The sequence below is a fragment of the Mesorhizobium waitakense genome, from assembly GCF_056431085.1.
This window is the reverse complement of sequence record NZ_JBWKME010000101.1, coordinates 1-21,663: the sequence shown is the minus strand read 5'-3', so window position 1 is coordinate 21,663 and position 21,663 is coordinate 1. Positions and strand designations below refer to the sequence as shown.

The 21,663-nt window shown below is 61.5% G+C and carries 17 protein-coding genes and 3 pseudogenes; 14 read left to right on the top strand and 6 right to left on the bottom strand.

Annotated features, from left to right (window positions below):
• Positions 1-46: 46 nt before the first annotated feature.
• The 5 genes from AC07FD_RS22190 to AC07FD_RS22170 form a co-directional block, all read right to left on the bottom strand.
• A complete protein-coding gene (locus AC07FD_RS22190) occupies positions 47-1,546 on the bottom strand; it encodes an amidohydrolase family protein (protein ID WP_167392230.1) in 1,500 nt (499 codons plus the stop codon).
• A gap of 226 nt (positions 1,547-1,772) precedes the next feature.
• Complete coding sequence (locus AC07FD_RS22185) at positions 1,773-2,792, bottom strand: sugar ABC transporter substrate-binding protein (RefSeq protein ID WP_478351553.1); 1,020 nt, start codon at positions 2,790-2,792, stop codon at positions 1,773-1,775.
• A 41-nt stretch (positions 2,793-2,833) separates the two neighbouring features.
• Entirely contained in the window at positions 2,834-3,823 is a 990-nt protein-coding gene (locus tag AC07FD_RS22180; RefSeq protein WP_095088758.1) for an ABC transporter permease, read from the bottom strand.
• The gene (locus tag AC07FD_RS22175; RefSeq protein ID WP_478351552.1) at positions 3,820-5,385 is read right to left on the bottom strand and encodes a sugar ABC transporter ATP-binding protein; all 1,566 of its coding nucleotides are present in this window, start codon (positions 5,383-5,385) and stop codon (positions 3,820-3,822) included. The genes AC07FD_RS22180 and AC07FD_RS22175 overlap by 4 nt, the downstream gene beginning before the upstream one ends.
• 387 nt (positions 5,386-5,772) lie before the next feature.
• Positions 5,773-6,804 (bottom strand): LacI family DNA-binding transcriptional regulator, encoded by a 1,032-nt coding sequence (locus AC07FD_RS22170; protein ID WP_095088762.1) that lies wholly within the window; start codon positions 6,802-6,804, stop codon positions 5,773-5,775.
• Positions 6,805-7,148: 344 nt separating this feature from the next.
• On the opposite strand from AC07FD_RS22170, the gene AC07FD_RS22165 reads away from it, so the two are divergent.
• The 11 genes and pseudogenes from AC07FD_RS22165 (at position 7,149) to AC07FD_RS22115 (ending at position 17,648) form a co-directional block, all read left to right on the top strand.
• Positions 7,149-8,117, top strand: coding sequence for an NAD(P)-dependent oxidoreductase (locus tag AC07FD_RS22165; protein WP_095088764.1), 969 nt, complete (start codon positions 7,149-7,151; stop codon positions 8,115-8,117).
• A gap of 143 nt (positions 8,118-8,260) precedes the next feature.
• Positions 8,261-9,559 carry a M24 family metallopeptidase gene (locus AC07FD_RS22160; protein ID WP_095088766.1) on the top strand — a complete coding sequence of 433 codons (1,299 nt, stop codon included), beginning with the start codon at positions 8,261-8,263 and terminating at the stop codon, positions 9,557-9,559.
• Positions 9,560-9,588: 29 nt separating this feature from the next.
• A complete protein-coding gene (locus tag AC07FD_RS22155) occupies positions 9,589-10,578 on the top strand; it encodes a thiamine pyrophosphate-dependent dehydrogenase E1 component subunit alpha (RefSeq protein WP_095088768.1) in 990 nt (329 codons plus the stop codon).
• Positions 10,579-10,588: 10 nt separating this feature from the next.
• Positions 10,589-11,584: an alpha-ketoacid dehydrogenase subunit beta gene (locus AC07FD_RS22150; protein WP_095088771.1), complete on the top strand. Its 996-nt coding sequence runs from the start codon at positions 10,589-10,591 to the stop codon at positions 11,582-11,584.
• Entirely contained in the window at positions 11,574-12,569 is a 996-nt protein-coding gene (locus AC07FD_RS22145; protein ID WP_478351551.1) for a biotin/lipoyl-containing protein, read from the top strand. The genes AC07FD_RS22150 and AC07FD_RS22145 overlap by 11 nt, the downstream gene beginning before the upstream one ends.
• A gap of 11 nt (positions 12,570-12,580) precedes the next feature.
• Positions 12,581-14,023 (top strand): NAD-dependent succinate-semialdehyde dehydrogenase, encoded by a 1,443-nt coding sequence (locus tag AC07FD_RS22140; protein ID WP_095088781.1) that lies wholly within the window; start codon positions 12,581-12,583, stop codon positions 14,021-14,023.
• Positions 14,024-14,028: 5 nt separating this feature from the next.
• Complete coding sequence (locus tag AC07FD_RS22135; protein WP_478351550.1) at positions 14,029-14,916, top strand: 2-oxo acid dehydrogenase subunit E2; 888 nt, start codon at positions 14,029-14,031, stop codon at positions 14,914-14,916.
• Between the two features lie 7 nt (positions 14,917-14,923).
• Positions 14,924-16,321 carry a dihydrolipoyl dehydrogenase gene (gene lpdA / locus AC07FD_RS22130; protein ID WP_095088887.1) on the top strand — a complete coding sequence of 466 codons (1,398 nt, stop codon included), beginning with the start codon at positions 14,924-14,926 and terminating at the stop codon, positions 16,319-16,321.
• A gap of 424 nt (positions 16,322-16,745) precedes the next feature.
• Positions 16,746-17,069: pseudogene (locus AC07FD_RS22125) on the top strand (DDE-type integrase/transposase/recombinase); the annotation flags it as partial.
• 61 nt (positions 17,070-17,130) lie between these two features.
• Positions 17,131-17,286: pseudogene (locus AC07FD_RS22120) on the top strand (ISKra4 family transposase); the annotation flags it as partial.
• A gap of 80 nt (positions 17,287-17,366) precedes the next feature.
• Positions 17,367-17,648, top strand: a complete 282-nt coding sequence (locus tag AC07FD_RS22115; protein ID WP_095088783.1) for a DEAD/DEAH box helicase family protein — start codon at positions 17,367-17,369, stop codon at positions 17,646-17,648.
• On the opposite strand, the gene AC07FD_RS22110 is transcribed toward AC07FD_RS22115, so the two are convergent.
• Complete coding sequence (locus tag AC07FD_RS22110; RefSeq protein WP_478351549.1) at positions 17,577-18,479, bottom strand: LysR family transcriptional regulator; 903 nt, start codon at positions 18,477-18,479, stop codon at positions 17,577-17,579. The genes AC07FD_RS22115 and AC07FD_RS22110 overlap by 72 nt on opposite strands.
• A gap of 108 nt (positions 18,480-18,587) precedes the next feature.
• On the opposite strand from AC07FD_RS22110, the gene hglS reads away from it, so the two are divergent.
• From hglS to AC07FD_RS22095, 3 genes and pseudogenes are all read left to right on the top strand, one after another.
• The gene (hglS, locus tag AC07FD_RS22105; protein WP_095088786.1) at positions 18,588-19,988 is read left to right on the top strand and encodes a 2-oxoadipate dioxygenase/decarboxylase HglS; all 1,401 of its coding nucleotides are present in this window, start codon (positions 18,588-18,590) and stop codon (positions 19,986-19,988) included.
• Positions 19,989-19,998: 10 nt separating this feature from the next.
• Positions 19,999-21,414 (top strand): FAD-binding oxidoreductase, encoded by a 1,416-nt coding sequence (locus tag AC07FD_RS22100; RefSeq protein WP_095088790.1) that lies wholly within the window; start codon positions 19,999-20,001, stop codon positions 21,412-21,414.
• Between the two features lie 42 nt (positions 21,415-21,456).
• Positions 21,457-21,663: pseudogene (locus tag AC07FD_RS22095) on the top strand (aldehyde dehydrogenase family protein); the annotation flags it as partial.

The following is a 21,663-nucleotide window of genomic DNA, read 5'->3' as shown; positions in this document are numbered from 1 at the left end:
CGCAGCGATCGCCATTTGGCTCAGATAGTTAAATCGTCACCACGTCCTAGGCCCCTAGTCTATAGCAGGTCGGACGCGGTTTCATTTTTGACTGCGAGTACAAGTAGTCAGCGCTCGCCTCGGCCGCACGCGTAATCGCGGCGAGATCGACATCCAGTACGCCATGACGCTTCATGATCTTGCCGGCAATCACGACGGTGTCCACGTCCGCTGGAGTTGCATTCATGACCACGAGCGCAGTCGGGTTGTGAAGCGGGAAGAGACCTACACGCTTGTAGGACAGAAGGACGATATCAGCCTGCATCCCTGCGGCAAGCATCCCCGTCTTTCCTGACAGACCCGCCGCGGCTGCGCCTCGCAGGGTGGCAAACTCCAGGATATCACGGGTCGTTAGCCGTGATTCAGTCTTCTCGCCCGAATGGTCGAGCATCTGTTGCGATATTTGGCCGCGATGAGTGCCAAGGGTGATTCGCAACGCACCGAGGATGTCGCAGGAATTCACGCTCGGCACGTCAGTCGAGATGCTCGGTCGGATTCCATTGGCCAGCAGCCGCGACAGCGGGTTGGCGCCGCACCCGAGGTGCATTTCCGATTCAACGGAGATCGACACGGTCCCGCCGGTGTCCGCAATCATCTTGTATTCGTCGCTCTTCAACGAATTGCAGTGGACATGGGTAATGTCAGGACCCAAAAGCCCTGCCTCGTGAAGCTGGCCGACAGAATAGGAGTAGGACCCGTTCGAGCCAACATGCACCGTGATCGGCAGCCCCAGCTCCCTGGCCGCCTTGAAGTCGTCCATCCAAACTTCCCGGGATGAGTAGTCTGGGCCACGTGCGGCTATCGCCATGGTGACCAGCCCGCCGGCGCCTGAGAAGTACTGATCTCGCACCCGTCTCGCATCGATCGTATCGAGGCGATGCGTATTTGGAAATTCGTAGCCCGCGTTACTATTTCCATACCCAAAGACTGCACGAATGCCTGAATCTTTGAGCGCAAGCACCGAGGCGTCAGCGTGCGCCGGAGTGTTCATCAGATGCGCCCAGTCGACAAGCGTTGTTGTGCCGGAATCGATGCCCTCAAGCGCGCCGAGCAAGGTTGCGATGTAAAGGTCTTCCGGTCGGTATACGCGCCCGATCACGCCGCGCATGAAGCCAAAATAGTCGGACAGCAGCCAATCCGGTCCGAGCGTATGGACCGTGGACTGCCAGGTGTGGCGGTGCGTATCGACCATACCTGGAACGACGATCATACCCGTAGCGTCAATGACGAAAGCGTCGGTGGCGTCGATCTTATGATCGATGTCAACAATACGATCCCCATCGATCAGAATGTCGCCGGGGGCGAAGTCACGATGGTCATCAGCCATTGTGACGACGGTACCGCCGCGGATCAGAATCCGCTGGCCTTTCCCGGGCTTTGGTTCCGCCACGCCTGCCGGGTTTGTGGCACGCAACCTCGACAGGCCCGGCGCGCCGTTTGTCGCGGCGATAGGTGCCGCCGCAACAGTGTGTTGGTGCAACTGAAAATGGGGGTTCCAGTGGCTCATGCACGAACAAGCCCGGGGGTTGAACACAGGTGGAGCCTGTAGATTGCCCCGATGAGGTGCCGCGTGACTGTCAATGTGAAGGCTCATTGCCGATCCCCTGCCTCGAGATACCTATACTGTTCCTAGCAATCGCCGATGGCCACCTTGGAGCGGCGAGCGCGTAAACTGTTGCGCGCCGCCTGCTCGTGCTGCCTATCGACGCTTTGACCTCATTCAATGAGGACCTTCATGGACGGCCGCACTTGGTGGCCATGGCACTTGCCAGTGTCGTCTCATCAGGCGTCCAAGATGGAGATTCGGCAATATTGTCCTTGGTGACGGTGACGTATGGAACAAGACAGACCTTGTCGGAGTCCGCCAGTGGCTTTCCGTTGAGAGTGTCATCGAGAATCCGGGTCGCAATGATCCCCTCAACCACTGGCGACCAGGCAGATGTAGCGACAAGCGTGCCCTGCTTGATGAGTGTGATGCCCTCGGGCGAACCGTTCTGGCTTACAATTGTGATCTCCGACGCCTTATCGCCAATGGCCTGGATGGCACCTGCCGCCATAGGCTCGTTCATCACGAACAGTCCTTTCAGGTCGGGCGTTTTGGTGACGATGTCCTGTGCTGCCTTGAATGCCTTTTGGCGATCCCAGAGACCATCGACAACGCTGACAATCCTGCTGTCATCCCGGAGGCCGCGCTTGAAACCCTCCAGCATCTCTTCAGCGTCGCCACGGCCGAGCGCACCGGTTATCACGCCCACGCCCCCAGCAGGGAGAGCCTTGGCGAGGGCAGCACCTGCCGCTTCACCAGTCTTGGAATAGTTGACATGGACGAAGCCGGCCGCCTCCGCGCGCAAGTCCGGAGAGTATCCGTAGAGGACCACGACGGGGATTCCAGCTTCTTTCAACAAGGCCAAGTTGGACGCGGAGCTTTGAGCCGTCGAAGGTTCGAGCACCACGCCGGCAACCTTCTTTGTGATGGCATCCTGAACATTCGCGCGCTCGGTTGCTGGATTGAAGTTCGAGACAAGAACGAGCGTGCTTGCACCGAAGCTCTTGGCGGCAAGCTTCACACCATCGGCGGTCCCGTCATAGTAAGGGTTGCTGTAGGTCTGTATGTACGCGACAGTCTTTCCGGTCAAAGGTCCGTCTGCCGAGCTTGCAGGTTGCACGAACACAAATGCCGCAAGTGCTAGGCCAACACCGCTTCGCCCGACAAGATTCTTCCTGATCGCCCCGTACTTTGTCTCCACATTCATGATTTTCCTCCCTGTTTGATCTTACGGTTGGCTGAGATTGCTTATTTTGCGTCTCGCTGCGCCATGACTGCGGTGACAATGACGAGACCCTGGAGCACGTACTGCCAGTTGGGGCTGATCGACATTAGGTTGAGAGCATTGCTGATCAACCCGAGCAACAGGACGCCAAGCAGAGTTCCGATCATGTCGCCCTTGCCGCCCGCCAACGTGGTTCCGCCGACGGCGACGGCGGCAATGGCGCTGAGCTCTTGCCCTGCCCCCATGGTGGCTCCAGCCGAACCGATCTGGCTCACCAGCAAGATCGAACCAATGCCGACAAGCAGACCGTTGAGCGTGTAAATGCCGATCTTAACGGTTCTAATGCGGACACCGGCGAGGTGAGCGGCTGACTCGGAGCCGCCGATGGCATAGAGCCAACGGCCCAACTTTGTGGCGCGCAAAAGGATGTGGCAAAAAAGGGCAACAAGCGCGAAAACGACAACCGCGATCGGTAGTCCGAGAAATTTCAACCTGCCCCAGGTGATAAACTCGTTCGGCAACCCGTACAGGGGCGTCTGTGAAACGAGAAGCGCCAGTCCCTGCAGCAGTGTAAGAACGCCAAGTGTGATAACGAAGGGGTGGATGGGGGAGTAAGAGGCCAGCGTGCCATTGACCGCACCAACTGCCGCTGCAACCGCAAGACATGCCACGATTGCCAGCCAGATCGGGGCGCCTTGCAGCATCACGAAAGCCAGCACCATCCCCGACAGCGAAAGGCTGGAACCGATCGACAAATCCATGCCGCGCGAGACCATTAACAGCGTGGTACCGCTAGCCAAAACGCCGAGCACCGCGACCTGAGACGCGACATTGACAAAATTGTGAACGGTCAGGAATACCGATGACTGGGTGGCTGTGATTGCGATCAGCAGCAGGATGACCGAGGCGAGCGCGATCCGAGAACGATAGACGCGTACCGTTCGGCCAAGGGCAGGTAGCCGGGGCTTCACGTTGGTGCGGGCGCCGACCGCATTTTCAGGGTTACTTGTCATGCTACCGGCTCATCCATGCTGACCGGCAAAGTGGTTCCCATGGCCAGCTCTAGCACCCGCTGCTCCGTCACCTCTGCGCCGGTAAGTTCACCGGCAATGCGCCCCTGGCGCAGCACAAGCACACGATTGGCGACTTGGGTGAGTTCTTCCAGGTCACTTGAAATCACCAAGACCGCGCAGTCGTCACCCGCGAGCGCGCCGATTGTCTGCAAGATCTCCTCCTTAGCGCCGATGTCGACGCCCTGCCCTGGCTCATCGAAGATCATCAGGCGAGCCTTCGTGTGGAGCCAACGCGCAATTGCGACCTTCTGCTGATTCCCTCCCGACAGGGTGGAGACAGGGAACCCAGGCAGGGCCGACCTTATCTTGAGGCGTTTGACCCACGCCATGGCGGTCCTTTGTTCCTCGCCGAGCCGGATGAAACCGCAATATGGCGTCGCGGGCATCCGGGTGAGCGTCACGTTCTGAGCGACAGTCATTTGCTGTAGCAGGCTCTCCGTCTTGCGATCCTCGGGGACTAGCCCTACGCCTAGAGTGATTGCCTCGGCCGGGCTGGCGGGGTGGTAGGGCTTGCCAAAAAGGAACATCTCGCCACTGTCTGGCTGCTCCGCACCGAAGACGACCCGCGCGAGCCGGGACCTGCCGGAGCCGACCAGACCTGTCAGCCCCACGATCTCGCCGGCGCGAAGGTCTAGATTGATCCCGAAAAGTCGCCGACCTTGCCCGAGGGCCCGCGCAGAGAAGACGACATCGCCCAGTTTCAACTGGGTTGGCCTGGCCAAGGCGACATGCCGGCCGATCATCGCCTCGACGAGTGTCTGCGGCGTCATGCTGTTAGACGGGGCAGTTAGAACCGCCCGCCCTTCGCGCATGACGGTAACGCGATCCGACAGCGCGAGCGTTTCGTGCAAGTGATGCGAGATGTAGACGACAGCGACGCCTTTGCTGGAAAGATCCCGGACAAGCTCTAGAAGTCTGATGGTCTCCGCTGCTCCCAGCACGGCGGTCGGTTCATCCATGATGATGAGCCGCGCGCCGCGATAGAGTGCCTTTGCTATCTCGACCAGTTGCTGCGCAGCAGGCGAGAGTTGCGACAATGGCGTCATCGGCGAAACATTGAGGCCCACACGCCGAAGCACGTCCTCGACATCGTGCTGCTGATGATCCGGCGTCAAGAACAGGCCGGCGATGGTCCGCTCTCGACCTAGCACAATGTTTTCCACGACGGTGAGGTTAGGCGCCAGGCTGCGCTCCTGAAAAATCGTCGCAAGCCCGAGCTGCTGGACCCGACGTGGCGTCAAAGATTCGCCATGCCACCCGCCAACAGTGATGGTGCCGGAGTCGGGCTTCAGTGCTCCTGAGAGAATCTTGACGAGGGTGGATTTGCCGGCCCCGTTTGCCCCCACGAGTCCATGCACCTCCCCTGGAAGTACCTGCAACTCCATCTGATCGAGAGCTTGGGTTGCGCCGAAGTGCCGGCAAATGCCGGTGGCCGACAGAGCGATTCCGGCTGCTTGCGGAAGAAAGCCGTTGAACTGAGCAGCGTGCTGGTTGCTCGTCATTGCCGGCTTCACCCGATTTTTTGATGAGGGGAACAGGAGGCGGTGGAGACACTGCGAGACGGATGGATGACCATCATGGCGTGGCAATCGAGCGGGACGTGTTTGATTGCAGACGTTAGGATCGCGCGCGGCCGTATCGTGCTCATCGTCTCCTCCCACTGCAGGCCGGTCTGGTCGCCAGGCTCTGCAAACGTTTGCAACGTAGCCGAAAGAAAATGGGCAGTCAACCACAACTGTCGCAGGGATTTTCCGTGACCGGCTCGGCAGCAAGGTTCTCGTCCGGGCGTCAAAACGCCATGCTTCAGCTTGCCATCCCCCACGGGCAGGACATATGAGCGCAGTCATAGGCAAGCATTACCGTGGAAAACCGATAAGGCGCAGGAAGGCTTATCTTCCGTCCAAAACCCTCGCCGTCGAACTGCGGATCACCAATTCGACGGGCAAGACTACGACTTGAGCCGGCGATTCCCCATTCATAAGCTTCTGCAACATCGATCCAGCTTCAAATCCCATCCTGTATTGCTGAATCCTTATGGTCGTAAGAGGGGGATCAATTCGATCAACCATCGGCATGTCGTTGTATCCGGTCACAGATACATCTTTGGGGCAGATAAGATTTCGGCGGCTCAGGGCCGCCAAGGCGCCAACCGCAAGACGGTCGTTTGCACAAAGGATAGCAGTAAACGTGTGGCCTGCCGCGATGAGTTCCTCGACGCAATGTTCGCCCGCAGACTCGTTGTATGCCTGGGCGAACGCCACCAGGCTTTCGTCGCTATCCAGGTTCAACGATGACCTGGATTGCACGAATGCTGCGTAGCGCTCTGCGCCAGTCGACAGGGTCTGCGGGCCGGCGATCATCGCAATCCGCCGGTGGCCCAATGACACCAAGTGGGTGAGCGCGCGCCGAACACCTTCGGATTCGTCGTGTACGATCGAATGGACGGAATCACGGTCCGGTCTGCGATTTACAGTCACGATCGGGATGCTTTCCGAGGCAGCCAGATCAAACACATCGTCTTTGCGCTCGACGCTCGCCAGGATCAATCCATCAATACCTCGGCCAACGAGAGTATCAAGAAGAGTGCGCTCTCGCTCGTTATCGCCATCAGTGTTCCCTACGATCGCCAGATATCCTGCCGTGGAAAGCGAATCTTCTATGCCTCGGATCATCGGGGGAAAGATGGCGTTGGTGATGTCGGGAACAATGACGCCGACGGTCTTCGTACGATTCGTTTTCAGTGAGTAGGCGGCCGCATGCCGCCGGTAGTCCATTTGTCGACTTGCCCTGATGACCTGTTCGACGACGTCCGAATTAATCAGATGCCGGGTGTTGGGACCAAGGGCACGTGAAACGGTGGACACATGGACACCTACGGCCTCGGCCACTTCACGCAGCGTGATGCGCTTCTTCGTCGTCATGATGCAACCGCCATACAAAAATTGAAGGACTCAATGGACACCAAGGGTCTATCGCGATTTAGGCAAAAAAGTAGCTGCATGCGAATTCAAGCCTTCAGGGGCCTCGCTCCACACAGCCATAATGCGCGCCTCGTCCTCCTGTTGGTAGCGACCGCAGCTTTCTTTAGGAGGCATCGTCACTTTTTAGCACTTCCGATTTGACGCTGGGAAATTACGCGTGCTATATCATGCAAACGTTTGCAGACAAGAAGGCAAACTGACCATCGCCCGTGGCGCCCAATTGTCCGCTCGACGTTCTTTTACAAAGGCCACTCGATGAAACAACAGTTAGCGGAGCGCGCATCATGACAGAATTGAGGATCGGATGGATCGGCCTTGGCCGAATGGGCTATCCGATGGCGGAGCGGTTGTTGAAGGCAGGGCATTGCGTCCAGATTTGGAACCGCACGCGCTCCAAGGCAGAGCCTTTGGTCGATCTGGGGGCAACACTAAAAGACTCGCCCCGTGAACTCGCAGGCTGCGACGTTCTGTTTACGATGGTCTCAACCGGGGCGGATGTCGAGCAGGTCTACTTTGGCCAAGACGGGGTCCTTAGCGGTACCGCCATGCCAAAGATTTTCGTTGACTGCTCGTCAATCGGGGTCGAGGAATCGGCCGACCTCCGTCGACGCCTAGGGGCACGTGGCGCCCAACTCATCGCTTCGCCCGTGAGCGGCAATGCTAAATGCGTGCGGGCCGGCAAGCTGAGCGCCGTTGTGTCGGGCCCGAGGCCCGCCTTCGATCAGGTCGAGAACCTTATTGCAGCTTTTGCCGTGCGGGGCGTGTCCTATGTGGGGGACGGCGAACTCGCGCGCTTCTGCAAGATCGCACACAATGTCTTTCTTGGCGTCGTCATACAGAACCTCGCTGAAATCACCATTCTTTGTCAGAAGGCCGGCGTGCCTCGGAGTGCGTTTCTCAACTTCATGAACGACTCGGTGATGGGTTCGACCTTCACCCGGTACAAATCGGATGCTCTCGTCAATCTCGACTGGACGACCACCTTCAGTCCGGCGCTGTTGCGCAAGGATCTTGATCTGGGGCTCGCGGCCGGACGCGTGCTCGACGTACCCATGCCCGTCACTGCAATCACTCGCGAGGCGTTCCAGATGCATTTCGGCGCCGCGAACCTGCAGCTCGATCCTAAGGACTATCTTGGCAAAGACTTCGCGGCTGTACTGGAGACCGTTGCGCTTGCTTCTGGGGTCAAATTGAAGAGCGAGGGGGTGCCTATACCTACGGGACTGGAGGTTCCCGAGAGCGTCGGTCAATAGGAGCCTGCCGAGTTGTCCCGTTCCTGCCGAGAACGGCTAGGGGGCGGGACAAGGGTTTGTCTGGAAAGGCGCGGCTCGTGTAGCGACGCAATCAAGCATAGTGCGCAATACCACGCGCGCCGAGGCTTCAATGGAGAGAGAAAATGTCCAGCGCCCTCAACCCTCGCATCCTGCAACCCGGCGATATCGATCCGAACTGGCGTTGGGACCGGCACCTGCCGGCCTTAGGCCATACCGCCGTGGACTTCGAACGTCGGGTCGACCACGATCGGCTGCGGCGCTATCGGCTAAGCCGCGCCAAGACGGCCCTCAACAAGTCCGGCTGCGGTGCGCTGCTGCTCTTTGACGTCAACAACATCCGATACGTCAGCGGCACCAAGATCGGCGAGTGGGAGCGCGACAAGATGTGCCGCTTCGCGCTTCTTGCCGGCGACGAGGAGCCCTATGTCTGGGACTTCGGCTCGGCTGCCGTTCATCATAGAGAGTACTGTGACTGGCTCGACCCTGAGCGCTGCCGGGCTGGCGTCGTTGGCATGCGGGGTACGATCCCGCCGTCCTTCGGCCTGATGAAGCACTACGCCGAAGAGATCTTCAACTTGCTGAAGATGGCCGGTGTCGCCGACATGCCGGTCGGTGTCGACTACGCGGAGACCGCGATGTTCTTCGCGCTTCAGGAAGCCGGCCTCAAGGTCGTCGACGGCCAGCAGGTCATGCTGTCCGCACGCGAGATCAAGAACGTTGACGAGATCCATCTCCTCAACCAGGCGGCAAGCATGGTCGACGGCGTCTACCACATGATCTGGGAGGAACTGAAGCCTGGTATCCGCGAGAACGACATCGTCGCGATGGCCAACAAGATGCTCTACGAAATGGGCTCGGACGACGTCGAGGCCATCAACGCCATCGCCGGTGAGCGCTGCAATCCGCACCCGCACAATTTCACCGACCGTTACTTCCGCCCCGGCGACCAAGCCTTCTTCGACATCTTGCAGAGCTATCAGGGATACCGCACCTGCTATTATCGCACGTTCAACATCGGCCGGGCTACGCCGGCGCAGAACGATGCCTATATCAAGGCCCGCGAGTGGCTGGACGCGGCCATCGCGCTGATCAAGCCGGGCGTCACCACCGACGTAGTCGCCAAGGTCTGGCCGACCGCCGAGAGCCTTGGCTTCCCCAACGAGCTGGCCGCCTTTGGGCTCCAGTTCGGACACGGCTTAGGTCTGGCGCTGCACGAGCGGCCGATCATCAGCCGTGCCGTCAGCCTCGATCACCCAATGGAAATCGAGACCGGGATGGTCTTTGCGCTCGAAACCTACTGCCCCGCGGCGGACGGCTATTCAGCGGCCCGCATCGAGGAAGAGGTGGTCGTTACCGACAAGGGCTGCGAGGTTATCAGCCTGTTCCCCGCCGAAACCCTGCCGATCGCCAATCGGTACTGAGACGGCAAGAGACGGGAGGACCCGAACCGATGAACGCCAGGAAAACCAACGCGGAAGCCTACCTTCGCATGTACCGGCAGATGGTGCGCATCCGCGTCTTCGAAGACAATGCCAACCAGCTTTATCTGTCGGCCAAGATGCCCGGCCTCACCCACATGTATTCCGGGCAGGAGGCCGTCGCGGTCGGCATCTGCGAGGTGCTGACGCGCGACGACAAGATCACTTCGACACATCGCGGCCACGGCCATTGTGTGGCCAAGGGCGCCGAATTCAAGGAAATGTTCTGCGAGCTTCTGGGCCGTGCCGAAGGCTATTGCGGCGGCAAGGGCGGCTCGATGCACATCGCCGATCAGTCCAACGGCAATCTCGGTGCCAACGCCATCGTCGGCGGTTCGATGGGGATAGCCACCGGTGCGGCGCTCTCGGCAAAGCGGCTCGGCCGCAAGGACGTGACCGTATGCTTCTTCGGTGACGGCGCAACGGCGCAGGGGCTTCTCTATGAGGTCATGAACATGGCCGCGCTCTGGAAGCTGCCAGTCATCTACGCATGCGAAAACAACGGCTACAGCGAGTACACCAAGACAGCGGAGATCGCGGCGGGGTCGCTTCCCGCCCGCGCCGAGGCCTTCGGCATCGAAGCCTTCAAGGTGGATGGTCAGGATGTGCTGGCGGTGAACAAGCTCGCGGAGCGGCTGGTGGCGCGCTGTCGCAAGGGCGAAGGCCCGTTCTTCATCCAGCTCGATACCTACCGCTACCACGGCCACCACGTCGGCGACATCAACCGCGAGTACTATCGCTCGAAGGATGAGGAAGCGCTGTGGAAGACAGAGCGCGATCCTATCGTCAATTTCGGTCGATGGCTGGCCGCTGAGGGGCTTGCAACGCCAGAGGAGCTGGCGTCGATCGATGCCGAGGTGGGTGCCGAGGCTGGTGCCGCGGTCGCTTATGCGTTGGCGGCGCCCTTCCCCGATGCGTCTCAGGTGGGACGCCATGTCTTCACCGACATGATCGTCGCCTGAGGAAACCGATATGCGCGAGATCACACTTTCCAAGGCCGTCAACGAGGCCATCGCGGAGGAAATGCGCCGCGACCCATCGGTCTTTCTCATCGGCGAGGATGTCGCGGAGGCAGGCACCCCGTTCAAGGTCCTGTCGGGCCTTGTCGAGGAGTTCGGCACCGACCGGATCATCGATACGCCGATTTCGGAGCCCGGTTTCATGGGCCTGGCGGTTGGCGCGGCGATGACAGGATCGCGTCCGATTGTCGACCTGATGTTCGGCGATTTCCTTTTCCTGGTCATGGACCAGCTCTGCAACCAGGCTGCAAAGGCCCACTACATGTCCGGTGGCAAGCTCAAGGTGCCGCTCGTGCTGCGCACCAATCTGGGCGCGACGCGGCGCTCCGCCGCGCAGCACAGCCAGTCGCTGCATGCCCTCGTCGCGCACATACCGGGCCTGAAGGTCGCGCTGCCGTCCTCCGCCTACGAGGCCAAGGGCCTGCTGAAGACGGCAATCCGCGACGACAATCCAGTGGTCATCTTCGAAGACAAGCTGATGTATCAGGAGAAGGCGCCGGTGCCCGAAGAGGAATACCTCATTCCGTTCGGCAAGGCCGAGGTGCTGCGCCCGGGGCGCGACATCACCATCGTTGCCACGTCCTCGATGGTGCAGGTCGCGCAAAAGGCGGCCGTCCTGCTGGAGCGCGATGGCATCGCCGCCGAGATCATCGACCCGCGCACCATCGTGCCACTCGACATGGAGACGATCCTTGCCTCCGTCCGCCGTACGGGGCGGGCCATGGTCGTCGATGAAGGCCACCAGAGTTTTGGCGTCACGGCCGAGATCGCCAGCCGCATCGCGGAAAGGGCGTTCTATCATCTCGATGCGCCGGTCCAGCGGATCGGAGCGATGGACGTCCCGGTGCCGTTCTCCCCGGTGCTGGAGGACATGACCGTCCCGACGCCGGAATCGGTTGCCGAGCGAGGCCGTCTGACGGTGCGTGGAGAGTTGTTCCATGCGGCGTGAGATCATCATGCCGGCGCTGGGCATGGCGCAGAAGACCGGCCTGATCGTCGCCTGGCACAAGGCACCAGGTGACGCGGTGAAGGCTTCCGACATCCTGCTCGACGTCGAGACGGACAAATCGACGATGGAGGTCGAGGCCGGGCATGACGGTTATGTGGCCGCGCTGATGGCTGGCGCCGGCGATGATGTCCCGGTCGGTTCCGCCATCGCGATCATATCCAGCGAAAAGCCGGACCTTGGCTCCACGCCGGCCAAGGCCGCGCCGTCGCCACCCGCTACGGAGAAACTTGCGATACCCGCGGCGGTGCCCGCCGTGCCGGCGGCCAAGCCGCCTCTCGAAAAGCGGATGCTCTTGGCAGCAGCCGATGATGGCAGGATCCTTGCCTCGCCGAAGATCAGGCGCCTTGCGGCCGAGCGCGGCATTGACCTCGGCCGGCTGGTCGCGCACGGCATGAGGCAACCTTTCCACGCCGCCGATCTCGACGCGCTGCCGCCGGCCCCGGCGATCACCGCTCCGGCGATGCTCTCGGAGATCGAAGCCATGATCAAACCGGCGGGCCTTGCCGGGATGATTCGGCTGCTCGGGGAGGAAGGTGGCACGGCGGGACGAGCCGCCTTATGGGCCGCCTTCGCCGCATCGAGCTTAAGGGCCACGGCCGATGATCACGGCCAGATATCCATACGGGTCGAACAGGCCTCCACCAGCCTGCATTTCCACGACCCGGACCAGAGTCCATTGTCGCGCCTCGAAGCCACGCCGGAGGATGGCGAGATCAGCCTGGCCCTGCGCGACCTCACCGGCACATGCGTTGTTTCGACGCGATTTGCCGTCGAGCCGGCGCCCGTTCTGACGCTCACCGGCGACGCCGGCCACATGAACCTGCGTCTGATCTTCGACGCGTCGCGGCTGACCCCCGCCGCTGGGACGGCGCTGGTCACCGGCTTTGCCGCGCGGCTCCTCGATCCGCTTCGACAGCTACTTTGAGGAGGACTCTCATGTCGCCGTACGACGGACCCGTCGATCTCTACATTGGCGGCCAATGGCTTCCCGCCTCGGCCGGCGGCCGCTTTGACGTCGTCAATCCCGCCAACGAGACGGCTCTAGCCTCTGTCGCTTCCGGTACGGAAGCGGATGCCAGGGCGGCGGTCGATGCCGCCGCTGCGGCCTTCCCCGCCTGGGCCGCGCGGCGTCCGCGCGAACGCGCCGACATCCTGCGCCGCTGCTTCGAGCTGATGAGCGCACGTCTCGGCGATTTTGCCAGGCTGATCACCCTGGAAAACGGCAAGGCTCAAGCCGACGCAATGGGCGAGGCGGCCTATGCGGCCGAATTCTTCCGCTGGTTCTCGGAAGAAGCGGTGCGCGCCGAGGGCCATCTCGGGCATGCTCCCGCATCGGGTGCGCGCATTCTCGTGCACCAGAAGCCCGCGGGGGTAGCGGTCCTGGTGACGCCGTGGAACTATCCGGCGGCAATGGGGACGCGCAAGATCGCGCCGGCACTGGCCGCAGGCTGCACCGTCGTTATCAAGCCGGCATCGGAGACGCCGCTCACCATGCTGGCGCTGATGCCGCTGCTCGAGGAGGCAGGGGTGCCGCCGGGCGTCGTCAATGTGCTGCCGAGCCGCCGATCGGGGGCGGTGGTCGACGTTATGCTGCACGATCCCCGCGTCCGCGTGGTTTCTTTCACCGGCTCGACGGGCGTCGGCCGCAAGCTGCTGCATGCGGCGGCCGACCAGGTCATCAAGCCGGCGATGGAACTGGGCGGCAACGCGCCCCTCATCGTCTTCGAAGACGCCGACATCGATGTCGCGGTCGAGGGGGCGATGGTCGCCAAGATGCGCAATCTGGGCGAAGCCTGCACGGCGGCCAACCGCTTCTATGTGCACGAGCGGATCGCCGGGGAGTTCACCCGGCGTTTCACCGCTCGCATGGCCGCGCTCAAGATGGGCAATGGACTGGCGCCGGGTATTGACGTTGGCGCGCTGGTCAACGCCGACGCCCGCGACAAGGTCGCGGCCTTTGTCAAGGATGCGCTGGCGCGCGGCGCGGAACTGTTGCTGGGCGGAACGGTGCCCGACGGGCCTGGATTCTTCTATCCGCCGACCGTGTTGTCCAACGTGCCGGGCGACGCTGACTGCATGCGCGACGAGATTTTCGGCCCGGTGGCGGCGATCCAGACCTTCGGCGACGGTGACGACGTGGTCGCTCGCGCCAACGACACCGAATATGGCCTTGTCGCCTATGTCTTCACCCAGGATATGCGCCGTGGGCTGAGCGTGTCGGAGCGTCTGGAGTTCGGCATGGTGGGCCTCAATCGCGGCCTCGTTTCCGATCCGGCCGCACCCTTCGGCGGCGTCAAGCAATCCGGCCTCGGTCGCGAGGGGGGCAAGGACGGCATGCTGGAATTCATGGAAACCCAGTACATAGCGACCAATTGGTGAACAGGATGACAGCGACCGTCGCCAGCCCTTCCACCCGGCAACGCGCCCGCGAGGCGAGCGTGGATATCGATGCTCTTGCGACCGAGCTGGGCCGGGACATGATCTCCCCGGGCGATATCGATGACAGGCTGGAAGGCAGGCGCGTCGGCCCCGGCGGGGACTATCGCCGCTACTGGGACGTCGACCACGCGCGATATGGCCCGGTCCGCGAGGAGGCGACCAGCCGCTTCGGCCAGATCGCCGCACTCAACCTGGCCGCCGCGCAGCAGGTCATCCCGGCCGTAACGCATCACGACCGCGCCGACATGACGGCGATCGACGCGGCGCGCGCGGCATTCCAGGACGAGGCGCGGACGCGCGGGGCGAAGCTCACCGCACTGGCCTTCCACGTAAAGGCACTCGCCCGGACGCTGCGGGATTTTCCGCGCTTCAACGCCTCGCTTTCAGCGGACGGCCGCACCCTTTTTCTGAAGGACTATGTCCATATCGGCATCGCCGTCGATACGCCGCACGGCCTGATGGTGCCCGTCATCCGCGACGCCGACCGTAAGGGCCTCTGGCGTATCGCCGGCGAAGTTGCCGATCTCGCGACCCGCGCGCAGCAGCGCAAGGTCCGCGCCGACGAGATGGACGGTGCGTCCATGTCGATCAGCAATCTGGGCGGCATCGGTGGCATCGGCTTCACGCCGATCGTCAATCCGCCGGAAGTGGCCATCCTCGGCATTTCCCGGACCGAGGTCGCGTCGGTGTGGAATGGCGGGGCCTTCGTACCGACCCCGATGACGCCGCTCGACCTGAGCTACGATCACAGGGTGGTCAACGGAGCCTACGCCGCGCGCTTCCTGGTGCGTTACATCAACCTGTTGGCCGACCCGCGCCGGTTGATGATCTGAGATGCCGATGATCGAGACACAGCATGCCGACCTCATCGTCATCGGCGCAGGACCCGGAGGGTATGCGGCAGCGTTCCGTGCCGCCGACCTCGGCCGATCGGTCGTTCTGGTCGACGGCAGGAGCACGCTCGGCGGCGTATGCCTCAACGAAGGCTGCATTCCCTCGAAAGCCCTGCTGCACGCCGCGCGCGTCATTCACGAAGCGAGCCATATCGGCGCTTGGGGCATCTCGTTCGGCCATCCGAAGACGGACATAGACGCGCTGCGAGCGCGAAAGGACGCGATCGTTTCGCAACTCACCGACGGACTGGGCCAACTCGCCAGGCGCCGCAAGGTCCGGGTCGTCACCGGGCGCGCGGCGTTCGTCCGCGATGACGAGCTGGCCGTAACGACCGCGGACGGCGGGATCGAGCGCTGGACATTCGGCCAGGCGATCATCGCCGCGGGATCCTCGTCCATGCAACTGCCGGGCTGGCCGCAAGACAGCCGCATATGGGATTCGACTGCGGCGCTCGAACTCCGCTTCGTGCCACGCCGCCTGGCAATCGTCGGCGGCGGCATCATCGGGCTCGAGATGGCGACGATCTATTCGGCTCTCGGATCCTCCGTCACCGTGATCGAGTTGGCCGGCCAGGTCGCGCCGGGCGCGGAAGCCGACGCGGCCGACCTGATCAACGCGTCGCTCGAAGCCAGGAGCTGCATCGTCCACACCGGCACGCGGGTCATCAGTATCAAGGCCAGCGCGAAGAGCGTCAGGCTCTCTTGCGAAGGCGGTTACGCAGGCACTGTCGAAGCGGACGCCGTGATTCAGGCCGTCGGCCGGCGAGCGAGCACCGCGGCGATCGCCGCCGTAAAGGCCGGTATTGAGGTAAGGCCTGATGGAGCGGTTATTGTCGATGCGCTGTGCCGCACGAACCGCTACAACATCTTTGCCGTAGGCGACATAACCGGCGGGCCTATGCTGGCGCATCGCGCGACGCATCAGGGCAAGGTCGCCGCCGAGGTGGCCTGCGGCCACGCCAGCGCCTTCGACACGGCCTTCGTTCCCTTTGTCGCTTACACCAATCCCGAACTGGCCTGGGTCGGCCCGACCACGGCACAGCTGAAGGCAGCCGGCGTCGCCCACAAGGTCGCCAGGTTCCCATGGGCGGCCAGCGGCAGGAACCTCGCGTCCGGTGGCGGTGACGGCCTGACCATGATCGCCTACGCACCGGAAAGCGGCCGCGTCCTCGGCGCCACAATCGTCGGCCCGGGCGCCGGCGAACTGCTGGCGGAGGTCGGGCTCGCCCTGGAAATGGGCGCAACGCTTACCGACCTCGCGCTGACGGTGCACGCCCACCCCACCCTGTCCGAAACGGTGGCGTTCGCGACCGAAAGAGCCCTGGGAAGGTTGGCTGAACTATGATGCCGAGGGTCCGATCAAGCAGGCTATGCGTTTACAGAAAATCCTCAATGACCTAAGTCTCATGAGTGACTGAACTTACACACATCGACTGCATCAGGGTTTTTGGCACAGGTCTCAGAAATTTAAAAGCTACTGAAATCGAAACTTGAAACAATGGCGCAACTTATATCAACTATTAGAAATTTTACGACGCGTATTAGTTTGCTACTTTTACGAAGGGCTCCACGATGGCTCCAGGTTTCATTTCTCATTTTAGTTTTTGTCTATCTCCTTGTTAATGTCTACCTGCTCCATTGAGCAGGACGGAGGATGGGTATCGATGCTTCTTGATCGACTTGAAGGCCATTTGCTCAGTCCTCGGGCATGCGCTTCAGATTGCGCAGTTTCCAGCTTGCGGCAGGCAGTTTTTCCGCACCGTCGATGTCGAGCATTGCGTCGTCATCGACGGCAGCCAGACCACGAGGCGATCGTTTCCTGCGATGCGACAAGCCGATTGCAGGACCGCTCGCGGCGCTGGTTGAAGCCGATCGCAATGCGGAAAAGTCGATATTTGAACAATCACATCGAGCAGGACCATCGGCGCATCAAGCGCCGCGTGCGACCGATGCTCGGCTTCAAATCTCCAGCGACCGCCAACATCATCCTGTCCGGCATCGAAATGGTCCACATGATGCGCAAACGACAGGCAAGGTACGCCTTCACTCCAGATCCGTCGCTGGCCGAGCAGTTCGACATCCTCGCCGCATAAACAAGGCTATTTTCCCATGATTCGGCCCTTAAGCCATGCCCGCGAAAGTTTGCAACACAACCAGAAACAGCAGATGCAGTGGAGCAGGATTGGCGCGCATCTTCTGCTGCAAACCCGCACGCAGACCCTAGACGGTTCCCTCCGCTCGACCTTCCGCCAATGGTATCCCGGCATGGCCAACGACAATCACGAGCACAGAGAAACCGGCACCGCATGACCGCCCCACAAATCCTCATGCTCACCAATTTCGGAGCGATAATTCCTTCTTCAACAGCGGCGTGAACCTCCAGTTCCCTGATGAAGGTCATCAAGGAGCGGGAAGCCCATCTGTCGAAGGCCACGAATTTTCGCGCTCCGGAGCTGGCACTTGAACTGAAGCCCGGCACCGGCAAGACTGAGACCAGGCTCGCACTCAATACCCATCAGCGCTTCGAGCGACTGCTGGTGGTGGTGCCGACGGACGCCATACGCGAGCAGATCGCCAGAACAAGAGGAACACCACCACCGTTACATCGCATTGGTCACTTGTCCGAGCAGCCATGCGGTAAGATCCTGCACCAGCGGATTCGTCTTTTTTGATTCCGGCACGACGACGTAGTAGCTGTTCTCGGTCATCATTGGCAGGTCGAGGATCACGGCGAGTTCACCGGACATCAGCTCGCGCTCGATCAGATAACGCGGCAGAAGCGCGTAGCCCATCCCGCCTATCACGGCTTCTGTGATCATCGAAAACTGATCGAAACGGTGTCCCCGGCAAGCCAATTCCGCCGGCAGGCCGGCCCGTTCGAACCACTGCGACCATAGCTTGGGGCGCGTGGCCAGATGGAGCAAGGATTCACCAAGAAGGTCAGCCGGGACCTTCTTCGCCGCAGAAGGCGACAGCGCCGCGCTTGCTACCGGTACGATAGATTCGCTGCACAGATAAGTGCAGGTGCCGCGCGCCCAGACCGGCTGCCCATAGTGGATTGCGAGGTCGAAATTCTCCTCCTCGAAATCGAACGGCGCCGATCTGGAACCGACATTCAGGATCGTCCCCGGGTGTTGGCTGAGGAAATCAGGCAGGCGCGGGCTGAGCCAGCGGCTGCCGAATGTCGGCAAGGTTGCGATGCTGAGACTTACTCTGGCCTCCGCCGAGGACATTGCCCGCAGCATCGTCTCTTCGGTCTGCTGCAAAAGTTTTCGCGCCTCCGGCAAAAAGCGCTGCCCATCCTCGGAAAGCACCACCCGTTGGCGGATCCGCTCAAACAGCAGCGCGCCGAGATGGTTCTCGAGATCCTTGACTTGCCGGCTGACCGCGCTCTGCGTCAGGTTCAATTCACCCGCTGCACGCGTGAAGCTGGCGTGCCGCGCGGCACACTCAAATGCCTGGATCGCCACCAGATCCGGTATCAGTCGTCTGTTGAGTGTCATGCGTAACTCGCATCAACCTAGTCGAAACTGTCGCAATCTTTGCAGCATGAAATCCAGTATCAGCTTTTTCAGGAATGATCTGCCCTTTTTTGAGCGAGGTCGCGCGTCATGGACAGCCGTGGGTTTGTTACACCCGATCACATCCGTTCAGCCTTTTCGGCGGCGATGTCGGCCATGTACAGGACCGAGGTCCCCGCCTACGGCACGCTGATGGACCTGGTCGCCTCGGTCAATGACGAGACCCTGAGGTCTGATCCCGAGCTTCGGCAGCGCCTGGAAGCGATGGACTCACTCGACCGAATTTCGGAGGAACGGCATGGCGCGATCCGGCTCGGAACGCCGGCCGAACTCTCGATGATGCGGCGCGTGTTCGCCGTGATGGGCATGGTCCCGGTAGGGTACTATGACCTGAGCCCGGCTGGTGTGCCGGTTCACTCCACCGCCTTCCGCCCCGTCGGAGCCGAGGCGCTGAGCCGCAATCCGTTCCGCGTCTTCACTTCGCTGCTCAGGATCGACCTCATCGACGACGAGACCTTGCGTGCCGAGGCCGAGCGCATCCTGTCCGAGCGCAGGATTTTCACGGGTGGAGCGTTGGCGCTCACCGAGAAGGCCGAACGGCAAGCTGGCCTGCACGAAGACGATGCGGATCGTTTTGTCGCCGAAATACTCGAAACTTTCCGGTGGCACGATCAGGCCTGCGTCAGTCTTGACATGTACAACAGCCTGCATCAGGCGCATCGCTTGATCGCGGATGTGGTCTCGTTCAGAGGTCCGCACATCAATCATCTCACGCCGCGCACGCTCGATATCGATGCCGTTCAGGTTGGCATGCCGGCGCATGGCATAGCGCCGAAGGCAATCGTGGAGGGCCCTCCACCTCGGCTTTGCCCGATCCTGCTCAGGCAGACTTCGTTCAAGGCACTGGATGAGGTGGTGTCGTTCAACGCAGGGGACGGCGCCTGGGTGGCAGGCTCGCATACCGCGCGCTTCGGCGAGATCGAGCAGCGCGGCATAGCGCTGACACCCAAGGGGCGCGCCCTTTACGACAGTCTGCTGGAGGCCACGCGCGCAATCATCCGACCGGCTGCCGACGGGTCGAACGCGGCCGACTACGCACAAACACTTTCACGGACATTCGAGGCGTTCCCCGATACATGGGAAGGCATCCGGGCCGCGAATCTGGGATACTTCAGATACTCCCTGACGGAGCGCGGGCGGCATACCGGCAGTGTCATGACTGACGACTTCGAGCACCTTGTCGCAGAAGGTTTCTTCCGTTTCGACCCAATCGTCTACGAGGATTTCCTGCCTGTCAGCGCCGCCGGCATCTTCCAGTCGAATCTTGGCGACGGGGCAACCCAGGAATTTGTCGCCAGTCCCAACCAGAAGCGCTTTGAAAGCGATCTCGGTGTTGGCGTGCTGAACGAGTTCGAGCACTACGCCGCCATCGAACAGGCGTCGATCGAGACCTGTCGCCAAGCGCTCGGCGGCCTCCGGGCTGCGGAATAGGGCGCCCTGGATGATCGACGAAAGACACAAATCCGCATTGGTGGAGATCCTTGGCGAAAATGGCGTCATCATGGATCGGGCCGCCATGGCAGCCTACGAGATCGGTGCGCGCCACGATCACGGTCATGCGGCGCTGGTGCTGCGCCCTGGCACTACGGCGGAAATGTCCGCCTGCGTTGCCTATTGCGTCCGGCAGCGTATCGCGCTCGTGCCGCAATCGGGCAACACAGGGCTGGTCTCGGGCTCGACACCGGATGCCAGCGGATCGCAGATCGTGCTCAGCTTGGATCGAATGACGCGCCGTTTCGATCTCGACATCGACAATCGATCGTTGCGCGTCGATACCGGAATTTTGCTGTCCGAGGTCAATGCCCGGCTTGAGCCGAGTGGGCTTTTCTTTCCGGTCGACCTTGGCGCTGATCCGCGCCTCGGGGGCATGCTGGCGACCAATACCGGCGGCACGCGCTTTCTCCGGTATGGCGATGTGCGTAAGAACACGCTTGGCGTGAAGGTCGTTCTGGCCGACGAGACCGGTACGGTTGTCGATCTAATGTCTGGATTACGCAAAAACAACACCGGCGTCGACTGGAAGCAGCTTTTCGTCGGCACGGCTGGCGCCTTCGGCATCGTCACAGAATGCGAACTTAATCTCGAGCGACTGCCAAAACAGGTCGCGACAACCTATCTGGTGCCGAGCGGCAGTGTCGCTGTCATGCCCCTGCTGCGGACGATCGAGGAGCGCCTCGGATCGTATCTTTCCGCCTTCGAAGGCATGTCGAAAAACGCGATTGGCGCTGCTCTCGCCCATGTTGCGTCGCTGCGAAATCCGTTCCAGAACGGTCAAATTCCCGACTATGTGATCCTGGCCGAGATTTCCCGAAGCTGGGCGCCGCGCGACGGCGAGCAGCCGATCGACGCGGTCCTGGAAAGCGTGCTTGCCGATATCCTGCAAGGCGACGATGCGCTGTTGGCCGACGCCTTCGTTGGTCCCGCGCATGAGATGTGGGCGCTACGGCACGCGCTGTCGGAAGGCGTGAAGCATGCCGGTCGGCTGGTGGCTTTCGATCTGTCGTTCCGCAGAGCCGACGTTCTGGCCTTCTGTGAGTGGATGAAGGCCGAGCTGCCTCGGCAATTTGCCGGTGTCGACATCTTCGACTTTGGCCATATCGGCGATGGCGGCGTGCATTTCAATCTGGTGGCTAGCGATGCAAGTCAGGTCGATGCCGCCTTCGAACAGCGGCTGCGTGACTGGGTCTATTCGGTCGCTGTCGACCGGTTCGGCGGCAGTTTCAGTGCCGAGCACGGCGTCGGCCGCAAGAACCAGGCCTATTACGATCGCTATACCCCACAAAAGAGCAGGGACCTTGCCGCGGGCCTGAAGCGACTGACGTCGCCAGGCAGCCTCGGCTCGGTCTGTTTTGGATAATCAGGAACAGGAGTTCGTCGGATGAACATTACAGTTAAGTCGGTGGATGTAGCCAAGGAAACGGCCGAGCTTCTGGCGAAACTGGGTGTGGCCAAGGACGCACTTGTTGGCGGCGACCTGATCGTGCGCAGTCCGGTGACGGGTGAGCAGATCGCGGCGCTGAAGATGATCTCGCCGGCCGACGCGGCCAAGACCATAGATGCCGCGCACAAAGCGTTCCACGCGTGGCGGATGGTGCCGGGCCCGCGG